The 13,507-nt window shown below is 68.9% G+C and carries 14 protein-coding genes; 4 read left to right on the top strand and 10 right to left on the bottom strand.

The features are described 5' to 3' along the window. Positions 1–613: 613 nt before the first annotated feature. Positions 614–1,060, top strand: coding sequence for a DUF192 domain-containing protein (locus BMZ45_RS20740; protein ID WP_091638421.1), 447 nt, complete (start codon positions 614–616; stop codon positions 1,058–1,060). Between the two features lie 13 nt (positions 1,061–1,073). On the opposite strand, the gene BMZ45_RS20735 is transcribed toward BMZ45_RS20740, so the two are convergent. Next, entirely contained in the window at positions 1,074–1,265 is a 192-nt protein-coding gene (locus tag BMZ45_RS20735; protein WP_056180017.1) for a rubredoxin, read from the bottom strand. A 70-nt stretch (positions 1,266–1,335) separates the two neighbouring features. Between BMZ45_RS20735 and thiE the strand changes: the two genes are divergently transcribed. Together thiE and hemL are read left to right on the top strand one after the other, a co-directional pair. Further along, positions 1,336–1,989 (top strand): thiamine phosphate synthase, encoded by a 654-nt coding sequence (gene thiE, locus BMZ45_RS20730; RefSeq protein ID WP_091638420.1) that lies wholly within the window; start codon positions 1,336–1,338, stop codon positions 1,987–1,989. 16 nt (positions 1,990–2,005) lie between these two features. Beyond that, a complete protein-coding gene (gene hemL, locus BMZ45_RS20725; RefSeq protein WP_091638419.1) occupies positions 2,006–3,289 on the top strand; it encodes a glutamate-1-semialdehyde 2,1-aminomutase in 1,284 nt (427 codons plus the stop codon). Positions 3,290–3,365: 76 nt separating this feature from the next. On the opposite strand, the gene BMZ45_RS20720 is transcribed toward hemL, so the two are convergent. The 6 genes from BMZ45_RS20720 to BMZ45_RS20695 form a co-directional block, all read right to left on the bottom strand. Continuing rightward, the gene (locus BMZ45_RS20720) at positions 3,366–5,438 is read right to left on the bottom strand and encodes a TonB-dependent siderophore receptor (RefSeq protein ID WP_217643250.1); all 2,073 of its coding nucleotides are present in this window, start codon (positions 5,436–5,438) and stop codon (positions 3,366–3,368) included. A 163-nt stretch (positions 5,439–5,601) separates the two neighbouring features. Further along, a complete protein-coding gene (locus BMZ45_RS20715) occupies positions 5,602–6,036 on the bottom strand; it encodes an HIT family protein (protein ID WP_091638417.1) in 435 nt (144 codons plus the stop codon). 17 nt (positions 6,037–6,053) lie between these two features. After that, the gene (locus BMZ45_RS20710) at positions 6,054–7,280 is read right to left on the bottom strand and encodes an acetylornithine/succinyldiaminopimelate transaminase (RefSeq protein WP_091638416.1); all 1,227 of its coding nucleotides are present in this window, start codon (positions 7,278–7,280) and stop codon (positions 6,054–6,056) included. A gap of 68 nt (positions 7,281–7,348) precedes the next feature. Then, entirely contained in the window at positions 7,349–8,446 is a 1,098-nt protein-coding gene (locus BMZ45_RS20705) for a glutathionylspermidine synthase family protein (RefSeq protein ID WP_091638415.1), read from the bottom strand. Beyond that, positions 8,446–8,886, bottom strand: coding sequence for a hypothetical protein (locus BMZ45_RS20700; protein WP_091638414.1), 441 nt, complete (start codon positions 8,884–8,886; stop codon positions 8,446–8,448). The genes BMZ45_RS20705 and BMZ45_RS20700 overlap by 1 nt, the downstream gene beginning before the upstream one ends. 2 nt (positions 8,887–8,888) lie before the next feature. Continuing rightward, positions 8,889–9,287 carry a DUF350 domain-containing protein gene (locus BMZ45_RS20695; RefSeq protein ID WP_091638413.1) on the bottom strand — a complete coding sequence of 133 codons (399 nt, stop codon included), beginning with the start codon at positions 9,285–9,287 and terminating at the stop codon, positions 8,889–8,891. A 150-nt stretch (positions 9,288–9,437) separates the two neighbouring features. Between BMZ45_RS20695 and BMZ45_RS20690 the strand changes: the two genes are divergently transcribed. Then, positions 9,438–11,033 carry a M20/M25/M40 family metallo-hydrolase gene (locus BMZ45_RS20690; protein ID WP_091638412.1) on the top strand — a complete coding sequence of 532 codons (1,596 nt, stop codon included), beginning with the start codon at positions 9,438–9,440 and terminating at the stop codon, positions 11,031–11,033. A 45-nt stretch (positions 11,034–11,078) separates the two neighbouring features. Here the strand turns inward: BMZ45_RS20690 and BMZ45_RS20685 are convergent, their stop codons facing one another. From BMZ45_RS20685 to BMZ45_RS20675, 3 genes are all read right to left on the bottom strand, one after another. After that, positions 11,079–11,741, bottom strand: a complete 663-nt coding sequence (locus BMZ45_RS20685; protein ID WP_091638411.1) for a hypothetical protein — start codon at positions 11,739–11,741, stop codon at positions 11,079–11,081. Positions 11,742–11,773: 32 nt separating this feature from the next. Then, positions 11,774–12,619 (bottom strand): SDR family oxidoreductase, encoded by an 846-nt coding sequence (locus tag BMZ45_RS20680; protein WP_091638410.1) that lies wholly within the window; start codon positions 12,617–12,619, stop codon positions 11,774–11,776. Positions 12,620–12,782: 163 nt separating this feature from the next. Further along, a complete protein-coding gene (locus tag BMZ45_RS20675) occupies positions 12,783–13,439 on the bottom strand; it encodes a serine/threonine protein kinase (protein WP_091638409.1) in 657 nt (218 codons plus the stop codon). Positions 13,440–13,507: the final 68 nt, after the last annotated feature.

The following is a 13,507-nucleotide window of genomic DNA, read 5'->3' as shown; positions in this document are numbered from 1 at the left end:
CCTGCCGCCAGCGTTCACTCTGAGCCAGGATCAAACTCTTCACTTAAATTTTCGACCAGTACCGAAGTACCAATCTAATGCTTTGAGTGCAGTCGTCGCTCCTGAGCCCGAATTACACGTTTACTCGCATTTGCATGCTTTCTTGCTTCATTTGGACTCTGTTACGAACGTCTGCTGATGGACTAACACCACCGGCCAGACGCCCGCACAAGTCACCTGCGCACACTGTCAAAGATCCTAGGAACCGGCCTCAGCGCCTTGTTCCGACCTCGTCACCAAAGTGCCCGAGGGAGCCGCACATCTTACAGCAGATTTCGCGACCGTCAACACCCTGCGAAACCTTTTTTCTACCGCTTCCCGCCGTTCCGTTCAGGCCCTGAAGCCGTCCCGTCTGTCGGGCCGCGCATCTTACAGCAGCCTCCGAATCCGTCAACCGTTTTCGATGCCGCTTTCGATCCGCTCCGCCGCGCTCAATCAATGCAGCTCGGCGGGGCGCGCATTGTGCACAGCTCAAGCTGAATAGGGAAGGGGGTCGGCGAAAATAATTCGACTTGACCGCCGCGCCGCGCTGCCCGATGGTCGCCGCACCCTCCGGCAACAAGGAACACGCTCGATGTCCAAGCTACGTCTGTTGGCCGCCTGCTGCGGCCTGGCCCTATCCGGTTGCGCCAGCGGCGCCGACACCTGGGTGGAGCTGGCCGGGCAGCGCTATACGGTGGAAGTCGCCGACGACGACGAAGAGCGCGCCATGGGTCTCATGTTCCGCGAGGAAATGGCCGTCGACCGCGGCATGGTCTTCATCCACGAGCGCCAGGAACCGCAGGCCTACTGGATGAAAAACACCAAGATTCCGCTGGATATCCTGTACTTCGACAACGACCGCAAGCTGGTGTCGCAGCAGCGCGACGTGCCGCCGTGCTCGGCCGGCAACCAGTGCCCGCCCTACCCCAGCGCCGCGCCGGCGCGTTACGTGCTGGAACTCAACGCCGGCCAGGCGGCCAAGCTGAAACTGCAGGACGGCGCCGTGCTGACCTTCGGGCCGGGCTTGCCCCAGCCCTGAACCGCCTAGGCGCTCAGAGCTCCATCATCTCGAAGTCGTCCTTGGTCACGCCGCAGTCCGGACAGGTCCAGGTATCGGGCACGTCCGCCCAGCGGGTGCCCGGGGCGATGCCCTCTTCCGGCAGGCCTTTGGCCTCGTCGTAGATGAAGCCGCATACGACGCACATCCAGGTGCGGAACACGGTAGCGGCGGCGATCTCGGACATATGGGCGGATAATGGCTGTCTTGCGGGACAGGCATTGTCCCACCCCCGTCGCGCCCACGGAAGCGCCGTCATGCATTCATCCTGGCCGCGCCGCGGCGTCTATGCGATCACCCCCGACGACGCCGACGACGCGCGCCTGCTGGCGCGGGTCGACACCGTGCTGGGCGCGGGCGCGGCCTGGCTGCAGTACCGCAACAAGGCCGCCGACGACGCCGGCCGCGAGCGCCAGGCGCGCGCCTTGCTGGCCCTGTGCCGGCGTCGCCAGGTGCCGCTGATCGTGAACGACGACTGGCGCCTGGCCGCGCGCATCGGCGCCGACGGCGCCCACCTGGGCGAGGACGACGGCGATATCGCGGCCGCGCGCGCCGCTCTGGGCGCGGATGCGATCCTCGGCGTGTCCTGCTACGACCAGGGCGCCCTGGCCCGCGCGGCGGTCGCGGCCGGCGCCGACTATGTCGCGTTCGGTGCGTTCTTTCCGTCGCCGACCAAGCCCAACGCGCGGCGCGCGGCGCCGCAGCTGCTGCGCGACGCGGCGGATTTGAACGTGCCGCGGGTGGCGATAGGCGGCATCACCCCGGACAATGCGCCGGCGCTGGTCGCGGCCGGCGCCGATCTGCTGGCGGTGATCAGCGGCGTGTTCGACGCGCCGGATCCGGCCGCCGCGACGCGCGCGTACCGGGCATGTTTCGACGCCCCTCATTCCGATTCCGTTCCTCTTACCTGAAGACCCCTGTCTGCCCATGAATAACGCCCGTTCGCACGCCCTGTTCACCCGCGCTTCCGAGCTGCTGCCCGGCGGCGTCAATTCGCCGGTGCGCGCGTTCAAATCCGTCGGCGGCGAGCCGTTCTTCGCCCAGCGCGCCGAAGGTGCGTATCTGTACGACGTGGACGGCAACCGTTACGTCGACTACGTCGGTTCCTGGGGCCCGATGATCGCCGGCCACGCCCATCCGCAGGTGCTGGACGCGGTCGCGCGCACCATGCGCGACGGCCTGAGCTTCGGCGTGCCCAATGCGCTGGAAGTGACCATGGCCGAGGCGATCACTTCGATCGTGCCCAGCTGCGAGATGGTGCGCATGGTGAACTCGGGCACCGAGGCCACGCTGTCGGCGATCCGGGTGGCGCGCGGCGCGACCGGGCGCACGCGCATCGTCAAGTTCGAAGGCTGCTACCACGGCCACGGCGACAGTTTCCTGGTCAAGGCCGGCAGCGGCGCGCTCACCCTGGGCCTGCCGAATTCGCCGGGCGTGCCCTCGGCGCTGGCCGACCTGACCCTGACCCTGCCCTACAACGATTTCGAGGCGGCGACGCGCTTGTTCGACGATGTCGGCGATCAGATCGCCGGCCTGATCATCGAGCCCATCGTCGGCAACGCCAACTGCATCCTGCCGCGCGAAGGCTATCTGCAGCATCTGCGCGCCCTGTGCAGCAACTACGGCGCGCTGCTGATCTTCGACGAGGTGATGACCGGTTTCCGGGTCGCGCTGGGCGGCGCGCAGCAGCGTTACGGCATCAAGCCGGACCTGAGCACCTTCGGCAAGATCATCGGCGGCGGCATGCCGGTGGGCGCCTACGGCGGCCGTCGCGATCTGATGAGCCAGGTCGCGCCCAGCGGCCCGATCTATCAGGCCGGCACGCTCAGCGGCAATCCGGTGGCGATGGCCGCGGGCCTGGCGACGCTGGATCTGATCCGCGCGCCGGGCTTCCACGAGGCGCTGGAACGCAGCACGCATGCGCTGTGCGACGGTTTGGAGGCGGCCGCGCGCGACGCCGGCGTGGCCTTCCATACCACCCGCGCGCCGGGCATGTTCGGTCTGTATTTCCGCGAAGGGCCGGTGAACAGTTTCGCCGACGCGCTCGCTTCGGACACCCAGCGCTTCAACCGCTTCTTCCACGGCATGCTCGAGCGCGGCGTGTACCTGGCGCCGTCGGCGTTCGAGGCCGGCTTCCTGTCCAGCGCGCACGGCGAGTCCGAGATCGCGCACACGCTGGAGGCCGCGCGCGCGAGTTTCGCGGCGTTGTGATCCGTCAGGTGCCGCGCGCCTGCGGCACGGTGAACGCGAACGGGCCGACCTTGCGTCGGCCCGTTTTGCTTTGCGCTCAGAACGAGTAGCTGGCGCTCAGCACCATGTTGCGACGCGCGCCGAACCAGCAGTCGCCGCGCCCGCCGCAGTAGCTGAAGTAGCGTTTGTCGGTGAGGTTGTTGACGTTGAGCGCCAGACGCCAGGCGCCGGTGTCGTAGGACAGCATCGCGTCGCCGAGCAGGACCGAGGGTGTGGTCGGGCTGGGCGGTTCGGCGAAGGCGCTGAAGTAGCGCAGGCCCAGGCCGGCGGCGAAGCCGTCGCGGCCGCCGAGGCTGAAAGCTTGCTTGGCCCAGACCGCGGCCTGATGGCGCGGCGCCGGCGTCAACTGCTTGTCGTTGTCGAGATAGTTGTAGTGCGCGGTGATGTCCAGCGAGGACGTCAGCTTGCCCGCGAATTCCAGCTCCAGGCCGGTGGTCTTGGTCTTGCCGGCCTGGATGTTGTTACCGACCGGACTGGCGGGGTCGGGGATCAGACGGTTCTCTTCGCGCAGCTCGTAGGCCGCGGCAGTGAAGCTCAGATCGCGTTGCGCGGGTTCGAACTTGAGGCCGGCCTCGACCTGCTCGCCGCGCTGCGGCCGGTAGCGCGCACCGTTGCGGTTGGTGCCGGCCACCGGCGTGAAGGATTCGCTGTAGCTCACATACGGCGACCAGCCGGCCCAGTCGTGGAACATCAGGCCCAGGCGCTTGGTGGTGGCGCTGGAGCTCTCGTCGGCCTCGCCGACCTTGCCGCTCTTGGCGCGGTCGTGACGCAGGCCGGCGACGACGATCCAATGCTCGCCAATGCGCATCTGATCCTGCAGGTAGACGCCGATCTGGCGCTGGCTGGTCTGCACGGCCGGGCCCAGCGGCGGCGGCGTGTACGGCGCGTAGACCGGGTTGTAGACGTCGATCGGCGGCAGGGTGCCGCCGCGTTCGGGCGCGCCGTCGAAGCTCTGCGCCTCGTCCTGCTTGAAACGCACCGCGTCCACGCCGAGCAGCATCTGGTGTTCGAGCGCGCCGGTCTTGAAACGGCCCTCGACATGCTGGTCCAGGTTCTGCATGCGCGCCCGGTTATGGGCGAACCAGCCCTCGCGATTGATCACCCGCTGCTGCGGGTCGATGAAGGGATTGAGCGGATTGCTGAAGGGATCGGCGTAGACGGTGACGTAGTCGACTTCGTTGCGCGAGGCGCGGAACGCCTGGCGGAAGGTCCAGTTCGGATTGAAACGGTGTTCGAACGACCAGCCGGCGCTGCTGTGATCGGTGTCGTAGTGGTCGCCGGGATTGCCGATGAAGCGGTTCGCCGGAATCGGCCCGTTCGGGTTCGGCGCGACCAGGCCGCTCCACTGGAAGAACTGCGAGGTCGAACCGGTGCGGTCCTGCTGCCAGCGCAGCAGCAAGGTCAGCGAGGTGTCTTCGTTGGGGCGCCAGGTCAGCGAGGGCGCGATCAGGCGGCGGTCGTCCTCGACCTGGTCGACCTGGGTGTCGCTGTCGCGGTAGAGGGCGACGATGCGGTACAGCCAGGTGCCGTCGGCGGTCAGCGGGCCGGTCAGGTCGGCGTTGATCTGGCGGCGGTCGAAGCTGCCCAGCTGCACGCCGATCTCGCGCTGGCTCTGCGCCTGCGGGCGCTTGCTGACCAGGTTGATGATGCCCGCGGTGCTGCCCTGCCCGAACAGCATGGACGAGGGACCGCGCAGCACTTCGATGCGCTCGAGCATGTAGGGGTCGGTACGGGTGGTGCTGGTGTAGTAGTTGAACGCGCCGCGCAGGCCGTCCAGATACTCGGTGGGGTCGCTGCCGCGGATCAGGGTCCAGTCGCCGCGCGAATCCAGGCCGTAGGCCTCCGAGCGCACGCCGGCGGCGTAGTTGAGCGCGTCCTGGATGTTCTGTGCGCCTTGGTCGCGCATCTGCTCGCCGGTGACCACGGTGATCGCCTGCGGCGTTTCGCCGAGCGGCGTGTCGGTCTTGGTCGCGGTGCTCGCGTTGGCGGCCTTGTAGCCGGTCGAGGCGCCCTGCACGACGACGTGGTCGAGGTCGGTGGCCCGGTCCGCGCGCGCGTCGCCGCTGTCGGGGCTGGACGGGGTCTGGGCGCGTGCGAGCGGCGCGGTCAAGACTAGCGCGAGCGCCACGGCCAAGGGGGCCGGGTGGAGGCGAGTTCGGGGCATGGGGTCTCCGGCTGGATTTTGCAAACGATAATCATTATCGTTTGATTAAGCAGCGGATGCCAGATCTGCAGGCCGTTTTTGCGAGGGAAAACCAAGGCCGTGAGCGGCGTCAGTGGGCGGACAGGCGCTCGGCGATGCGCTGCGCGAGCGCTTGCAGGGCCTCGCGCGCGACCGGCACGGGCAAGCCGCTCGGGTACACGTCGAGCAGACCGTCGCCGTGACGGCGCGGATGCACGTGCAGATGGACATGCGGCACTTCCTGCATCGCCGCCGCGCCGTTGGACTGCCACAGGCTGAGTCCGTCGGGGCGGCCGTCGGCCGCGAGCGCCTTAGCGATCCGCACCGCCAGCCGCATCAGGTGCGCGGCGGTGGCTTCGTCCAGGGCATAGATATCCGGCACATGTACGCGCGGCACGATCAGCACATGCCCGCTCACGGCCTGACGCAGATCGACGAAGGCCAGCGCGATCTCGTCTTCGTAGACGACGCTGGCCGGCGCGGTGCCGGCCACGATCGCGCAGAAGACGCAGTCGTCGTCGCTCATGCGTCCGAGGTCGGCGATCAGCGGCCCAGGAACGTCGCCAGCGCGGCGCGCAGACGCGCCAGGCCTTCGGCGACATCGGCGTCGGCGATGTTCAGCGCCGGCACGAAGCGCAACACGTCGGGACCGGCCTGCAGCAGCAGCAGGCCGTGGTCGACGCAACGGTCGAGAATCTCGCCGGCCTTGCCGGCGTGCTCGGGACGCAGTTGCGCGCCCAGCATCAGGCCACGGCCGCGCACTTCGGAGAACAAAGAGAACTCCGCGTCCAGCGCCGCCAGGGCCGCACGCAAGGCGTCGGACTGGCGCTGCACGTTGGCCAGCAGTGCCGGCGACGACAGCTCGCGCAGGGCCGCGTTGGCGACCGCGGCGGCGAGCGGATTGCCGCCGAAAGTGGTGCCGTGGGCGCCGAACTGCATGCTTTCGCCGGCGCGCGCACCGACCAGCATGGCGCCGATCGGGAAGCCGCTGCCCAGCGCCTTGGCCAGCGTGACCACGTCCGGCACGACCTCGTAACCGTGGCAGGCGAACAAGCGGCCGGTGCGGCCCATGCCGCATTGGATTTCGTCCAGGATCAGCAAGGCGCCGTGGCGATCGCAGAGCGCGCGCAGGCCCTGCAGGAACTCCACCGTCGCCGGCGTCACCCCGCCCTCGCCCTGCACCGGCTCGACCAGCACCGCGCAGACCGCGCCGTCGGCCATCGCGGCCTCGGCCGCGGCGAGATCGTTGAAGTCGCTGTAGCGGAAGCCCGGCGGCAGCGGCTCGAAGCCCTCGTGGTACTTGGGCTGGGCGGTGGCGGTGACCGCGGCCAGGGTGCGGCCGTGGAAGCTGCCGCGGAAACTCAGGATCGCGCGACGCTCGGGCGCGCGGCCTTGTGCGGTGGCCCACTTGCGCGCCAGCTTGATCGCGGCCTCGTTGGCCTCGGCGCCGGAATTGCAGAAGAACACCCGCTCGGCGAAGCCCGAGGCGCTCACCAGCGCTTCGGCCAGGCGCAGCGGCGGCTCGCTCACGAACACGTTGCTGGTGTGCCAGAGCTTGCCGGCCTGCTCGGTCAGCGCGGCGATCAGCGCCGGATGCGCATGGCCGAGCGCGTTGACGGCGATGCCGGCGCCGAAATCCACGTATTCGCGACCGTCGCGGTCCCAGATGCGCGCACCCTGGCCGTGATCGAGCACGATCCGGCGCGGACGGTAGACCGGCAGGTAGTAGCGCTCGGAAAGGGCGAACAGCGATTCGGTGGAGGCGGTCATCGACGCGGGATCGGTTGGGGAGAACGCATATTCTCGCCCAAGTCGGCGGCCGGCGCTGGCGCGCGGCTTCAGTCGAAGCAGTGCGGTACGAAGCGGCTGGAATTGCGGGTGATGCGGTCGCCGTCCTCGCGCACGCCCAGGCCGGCGGCGACGTCGCCGACCACCCAGGCGCCGAGCACGGCGTGGCCGGCGGCGCTCTGGTAGAGCGGCGTATAGGCCTGGTAGACCGTGTCCGGCGCGGCCATCAGCGGCGCGCGTTCGAACATCGCCACGCCCTCGCCTTCGCGGCCCAGGCGCGGCTTGGCGACCAGCGGGCCGTCGATCGCGGCCGGATCGTGCGAGGCCGGCAGCAGGTTGGGATGGCCCGGAAACAAACGCCACAGCAAGGGCAGCAGCGACTTGTTCGACAGCAGTTGCTTCCACGCCGGTTCGATCCAGCGCGTCGGCGCCGTCGGCAGGTGCTCGGCGAAAGGCTCGTCCAGCAGCCACTCCCAGGGATAGAGCTTGAACAGCTGCGCGATCGGGCGATCGTCGAGATCGACGTAGTTCGCGTCCAGCCAGCCGATCTCGGCGATATCCAGCGACTGGGTGGCGTAACCGGCCTGGGCGCAGGTCTCGCGCAGGTATTCGACGGTGGCGCGGTCCTCGGGGGTCTCCAGGCAGCCGGCGAAATGCACCTGCGCGCCGGCGGGCAGGATCTGCGGCCAGCGCTCGACCAGGCGCTCGTGGATCAGATTGAACTGGTCGGTGCCGGCGGCGGTGTCTTCCAGCCAGTACCACTGCACCACCGCGGCCTCGAACAACGAGGTCGGGGTGTCGGCGTTGTATTCGAGCAGCTTGGGTTCGCCGTAGCCGTCGTAGGCCAGGTCGAAGCGGCCGTACAGCGCCGGTTCCTTCGCGCGCCAGGAGCGCTCGACCAGTTCGGCCGCGCGCGCGCTCAAGCCCAATTCGGCATAGTCGCCGCGTTCGACGACATGGGCCGCGGCCTGCAGACACAGCTGGTGCAGCTCGCCGGTCGCGGCCTCGATGCGGTCGATCTGATCTTCGCCGAACCGGTAGCAGGCGTCGTCGACCCAATAGGCGCCGTCGAGGCTGTGGAAATCGAAGCCCAACGCCTCGACCCGCGCGCGCCAGTCCGGTCGCGGCGCGCAGCGCTCGCGGCGCATCAGGAACGGACCGAGTGAGCGGCGCCGGTGCGGCCGAAGCCGCCGCGGTAGCCTTGCTCGACGGTAGGCGCGCGGTAGTCGGCGTCGCCGCGGGAGCCGGCGGCGTTGCCGTAGCCGCCGTAATAGCCGCCGTGGCGGCGGCAACGGTTGCCGGCCTGTTCGTCGCGCGGATCCTGCGCCTTCTGCGGATACCAGGGCCCGTACCAGCGCCCGTTCTCGTAGGTGCAGCGATCGCTGTAGTCGCATTCGCAGCTGTAGCGATCGGCGTAACCGCCGCGCTGCACCGGCTCGGCGGTGAGATCGCGCACGATCGGATAACCGATCAGCCCGGCCGCGCCCAGCCACAGCAAGGGCACCGCGTAGGAGCGCTTGCGCTTGAGCGGGCCGGGGCGGGTGATCGTGGGCGTGTACTGCGACGCGCCGCGTTTCTTCTTCGCCATCGTCAGTAAGTCATCGCCGCGGCATTGATCAGGCCCACGCCCAGATGCAGGGTGGCGGACAACAGCGCGGCGGCCTGCTCGCCGCGCTCGATGCGCGCGGGAAATCCCGGCAGCAGCAAGCGGGTCAGCACATGCGCGGCAGCCTGCGTCAGCATCGCGACCGCGCCCCACACGGCCAGGTCGATCAGGCTGAGGCTGTGCGCCATCGCGCTGGCCAGCGGCAGGCAGAAGCCGAGCAGCGCGCCGGCCAGGGCGGTGCTGGCGGCGAGGTTGCCGTCGCGGATCAACTGCAGTTCGCGATGCGGCGTGAGTTGCAGGTACAGCGCCAGAAACAAGGCGACGAACCCCAGCCCGACCCCGAAATAACCGGCGAACGCCGGCAGACCCTGCAAGTACGACATTCCCACCCCTGATCGGAAAGCCCGCAGACCTTAGCCCGGGCGCGCGCGAGCGACAAGACGGCATGCGCCAGGACGCACTGTGCGCTGCGTCATGCGGTAAACGGTCCGGCGCGCGCAGAATCGTCGGACCACTCCAGGGACCCCACGCTCATGACCCAGCCGCGCCGCTCGTCGTTCGCCTGTCTGTTGTCCGCCCTGCTCGTCGCCGGCTCCGCCGCCGCGGCGCCGCCCGGTGCGCCCGCGCCGAAGATCACGATCACCGAGACCGCGGCGTTCGATGCCGCTTCGGTGCCGGCCTATGCCGGCGACTACGCCGACATCTACGCCTATCTCGAACAGCACCGTGCGCAGGATCTGGAACAGCTGCAGCGCTGGGTGCGGCAGCCGTCGATCAGCGCGCAGAACCAGGGCATCAAGGAAATGGCCGAACTGCTGCGCGCCGATCTGCAGGGCCTGGGCTTTCGCGACACCGCGCTGGTGCCGACCTCCGGCCACCCCGGCGTCTACGGGTATTACGACGCCGGCGCCGAGCACACCCTGGTCGTCTACATGATGTACGACGTGCAGCCGATCGAGCCCACCGGCTGGAAGGTCGACGCTTTCAAGGGCGAACTGGTCGACGAGCCCGGCCTGGGCAAGGTGCTGATGGCGCGCGGCGCGACCAATCAGAAGGGCCCGCAGCGCGCGTTTCTCAATGCGCTGGCGGCGATGATCAAGGTGCGCGGCAAGCCGCCGGTGAACCTGATCGTGCTGGCCGAGGGCGAGGAGGAGCTCGGCTCGCCGCACTACCCGGAAGTGGTGGCCAAGTACGAAGCGCAGCTGCGCAAGGCCGACGGCGTGTTCTTCCCGATGAACACCCAGGGCCGCGACGGCGAGCCCAGCATGTTCCTGGGCGTGAAGGGCATCCTGTACTTCGAACTGGAAGCGCGCGGCAACGCCAAGACCGGCGGCTCGCAGAAGAGCGAGGTGCACGGCTCGATGGCGGCGACCCTGGATTCGCCGACCTGGCGCCTGGTGCAGGCGCTGTCGACCCTGACCACGCCCGAAGGCGAGATCGCGGTGCCGGGCTACCGCGACGCGATCCGTCCGCCCAACGCCGAGGAACAGCGCCTGTACAACGGCCTGATCCGCGACCGCGAGCAGGACGCGGCCAAGACCCTGGAAGTGCTGGGCGCGACGCGCTGGAAGAACGGGCGCAGCGTGCGCGAGGCGGTGGCGTCGGAATTGTTCGATACCACCCTCAACATCGACGGCCTGGTCGCCGGCTACACCGGCGAAGGCGTCAAGACCATCCTGCCGCACCGCGCGGTGGCCAAGGTCGATTCGCGGCTGGTGCCCGACCAGACCCCGGAGCAGGCGCTGGGCCTGATCCGCAAGCAGCTCGACGCGCAAGGCTTCGACGACATCGTGGTGCGCCAGCTGTCGGGCTATCCGCCGGCGCAGACCTCGGTGGACGCGCCGCTGTCGCGCGCGGCGATCGGCACCTACCGCAAATACGGTTTCACCCCGACCATCGCGCCGCGCCTGGCCGGCAGTGCGCCCTATTACGTATTCACCCAGACCCTGGGCTTGCCGATGATCGCCGGCGGCCTGGGCCACGGCAGCGGCGCGCACGCGCCCAACGAATACATGGTGGTGGAACCGCAGGCCGGCTCGAAGATCGCCGGATTGGCGCAGGCCGAACGCTTCTATGTCGACCTGATGTATGCGCTGTCGGATTCGCTGAAGGCGACGGCGAAGAAGTAAGGCGGCGACTGGCGGTGGGCGATGCGGCAGCGTCGCTCACCGCGCCTACGGGGACCACACCTCGATGTCGCCGTCCGGCTGCACGCCCGCCAGCAGCATCTGCTGACGCCAATCGACCAGGATCAGGCCGTGCTGCTGGTGCAGGGCGATGAATGCGCGCGTGAGCGTGAAATCGTCGGCCCCGGAATCGAGCAGTACGGCCAGCACGCCGAGCCCGTCTTCGTCGCGCAGCCCGTACAGCCAGATCTTGGGCGCGATGGCGACGCTGAAGCCGCCCTTGACTTGGCCCAACGGCTGTCTCGCAGCGGTCAGGATGGGCGCGCGGCCGGGACGGGTCTCAAACACGCTGGCCAGAACTTGCAGCGCATCGGCGCCGTTTAGCATCGCCGCAGGCGCGATGCGACGTGCATAGATTTGATTCCAGCCCGGTCCCTGGCGATGCGTACGCTCGAAACGTTGGCATTCCACCAACAACTGCTGAATTTCCTCACGCCGGCTACCCGGATAGAACTCGAGCTGGCGCCAGATGTCCTCGTGGAACTGCGGCGCGCCCTCGAAAGACTCGCGGGTCGGGACGACGAATTCCAATTCGTCCATGGCGATGGTCGGCAGCGAATACAGAATCGTGCCGGGATCCATGACGACAACCTCGTCGCCCTGTTCCGACGCGCCGAACAGGGCACGTAGCGGCCGCAGCCAACGCTTCATCGGATTGCCTCGACCATCGGCATCGTCCTCGCTCAGCGCCGGTGCTTGGGCGCGCTGTCGAAGTCCAGGAACAGGTCCGGCAGCAAGGGCTGGGTCGGATCGACCGCGTAGGGCGTGAAATCGGTGACGCCCAGCGCGAACAGCACGTCGTCGTCGATGAGGTAGTGGCCGTAGTAGCCCTGCGCCGGCCGCACCAGCACCGCGTGCGCGGCGTCGGCGACGATGTCCGGGGTGCGGCAGCGTTCGGCCTGCACGCCCGGAATCATGTTGATCGCATCGGTGGCGATCACCGTGCGCGGCCACAGCGCGTTGACCGCCACGCCCTGCGGTCCGAACTCGGCGGCCAGGCCCAGGGTGACGAAACTCATGCCCATCTTGGCCAGGGTGTAGCCGGTGTGCGGCGCCCACCACTTCGGGTCGACGCTCAACGGCGGCGCCAGGGTCAGGATGTGCGGGTTGGGCGCCTTCAACAGATGCGGCAGGCAGGCCTGCGCGCACAGGAAGCTGCCGCGCGCGTTGACCTGCTGCATCAGGTCGAAGCGCTTCATCGGCGTGTCCAGGGTGCCGCGCAGCCAGATCGCGCTGGCGTTGTTGACCAGGATGTCGAGGCCGCCGAAGGCGTCGACGGTGGCCGCGACCGCGGCGCGAACCTCGTCCTCCTCGCGGATGTCGCACTTGAGCGCGAGCGCGCGGCCGCCGGCGGCCTCGATCTCGGCCGCGACGCTGTGGATGGTGCCCGGCAGCTTGGGATTGGCGACATCGGACTTGGCCGCGATCGCGATGTTGGCGCCGTCGCGCGCGGCGCGCAGGGCGATCGCGCGGCCGATGCCGCGCGAGGCGCCGGTGATGAAGAGGGTCTTGCCGGACAAACTGCTCATAAGGACTCCTTGGGGGAACGCCGGCGGCGGTCGCCTGCGCGATCGCAAGCGCGTCGTAGCGTGATTCGTGAGTGGCGGCGCCCGCCAGCGCAAACGATCCTAGCCGAGGCATCGCACCATGCGCTCCCGGCCCATCCGCGTACGGATGCGGCGGGACCGGCCTTCAAGGCTTGGGCCCCTGCCCTTCGTTGTCTTCCCAATGCAGGATACGCCGGGTCACGAAGCGGTACACCGGTTTGCCGGTCGCGAACCAGGCCTGACGCAGCCAGGAAGGCCGCTTCAGCAGGCGCCGCTCGATCGGCGTCAGGGCCTGCGGGCAGTAAGTGCGCTTGTGCTTGAGCAGGTGGCGCAGGTCTTCGCGCGCGAGCAGGCGCAACCAACGCGCGCGCGGCCGCCCGCACACCGCGAGCTGGAAGTCGATCACCGCCGGCGCGCCGTCGGCCAGCACCAGCCAGTTGGCCTCCTTGGCCAGGTCGTTGTGGGCGATGCCGCTGCGATGCAGTTGCTGCAGCAGGCGGCGCGCGCGCCGGAAGTAGGCGACATCGCCGTGCGGCGGGCGCTGGTACATGGCGGCGCCGTCGAGGTAGCTGCGGTCGAGCCGACGCCCGTCCCAGCGCAGCAGCTGCGGCGCGGCCAGGCCGTGCACGCGGCCGAGCGCCAGGGCCTCGCGCCGCGCCAGCCACCAGGCCGGCAAACGCAGCCACAGCGGCACATGGGCGAGATCGCGGCGCACGAACAGGCCGTCGCCGTCGCGCATCAGCGCGATGCGGCCGAAGCTGTCGGCTTTGAGCGCGGCGACTTCGATGGCGTCGATGGTCATATGCGCAGTGTACGTTCGGGCCCGCGGATTGGGGATCGACTGGCGGAAGCTCGCTTGAATTCCAGGCA

It is taken from the genome of Lysobacter sp. cf310 (assembly GCF_900114355.1).
In the GTDB taxonomy this organism is placed as follows: domain Bacteria; phylum Pseudomonadota; class Gammaproteobacteria; order Xanthomonadales; family Xanthomonadaceae; genus Lysobacter.
Note: the sequence above shows the minus strand (reverse complement) of the source record. Positions and strands in the feature narration are given on the sequence as shown.

What these genes read in the sequence shown, in the direction of transcription:
- BMZ45_RS20735 (WP_056180017.1), bottom strand. Translation starts at nt 1,265, where the DNA reads ATGTCCGAGATCGCCGCCGCTACCGTGTTCCGCACCTGGATGTGCGTC.
- BMZ45_RS20710 (WP_091638416.1), bottom strand. Translation starts at nt 7,280, where the DNA reads ATGACCGCCTCCACCGAATCGCTGTTCGCCCTTTCCGAGCGCTACTAC.
- BMZ45_RS20690 (WP_091638412.1), top strand. Translation starts at nt 9,438, where the DNA reads ATGACCCAGCCGCGCCGCTCGTCGTTCGCCTGTCTGTTGTCCGCCCTG.
- BMZ45_RS20740 (WP_091638421.1), top strand. Translation starts at nt 614, where the DNA reads ATGTCCAAGCTACGTCTGTTGGCCGCCTGCTGCGGCCTGGCCCTATCC.
- BMZ45_RS20680 (WP_091638410.1), bottom strand. Translation starts at nt 12,619, where the DNA reads ATGAGCAGTTTGTCCGGCAAGACCCTCTTCATCACCGGCGCCTCGCGC.
- hemL (WP_091638419.1), top strand. Translation starts at nt 2,006, where the DNA reads ATGAATAACGCCCGTTCGCACGCCCTGTTCACCCGCGCTTCCGAGCTG.
- BMZ45_RS20715 (WP_091638417.1), bottom strand. Translation starts at nt 6,036, where the DNA reads ATGAGCGACGACGACTGCGTCTTCTGCGCGATCGTGGCCGGCACCGCG.
- BMZ45_RS20695 (WP_091638413.1), bottom strand. Translation starts at nt 9,287, where the DNA reads ATGTCGTACTTGCAGGGTCTGCCGGCGTTCGCCGGTTATTTCGGGGTC.
- thiE (WP_091638420.1), top strand. Translation starts at nt 1,336, where the DNA reads ATGCATTCATCCTGGCCGCGCCGCGGCGTCTATGCGATCACCCCCGAC.
- BMZ45_RS20705 (WP_091638415.1), bottom strand. Translation starts at nt 8,446, where the DNA reads ATGCGCCGCGAGCGCTGCGCGCCGCGACCGGACTGGCGCGCGCGGGTC.
- BMZ45_RS20685 (WP_091638411.1), bottom strand. Translation starts at nt 11,741, where the DNA reads ATGAAGCGTTGGCTGCGGCCGCTACGTGCCCTGTTCGGCGCGTCGGAA.
- BMZ45_RS20700 (WP_091638414.1), bottom strand. Translation starts at nt 8,886, where the DNA reads ATGGCGAAGAAGAAACGCGGCGCGTCGCAGTACACGCCCACGATCACC.
- BMZ45_RS20675 (WP_091638409.1), bottom strand. Translation starts at nt 13,439, where the DNA reads ATGACCATCGACGCCATCGAAGTCGCCGCGCTCAAAGCCGACAGCTTC.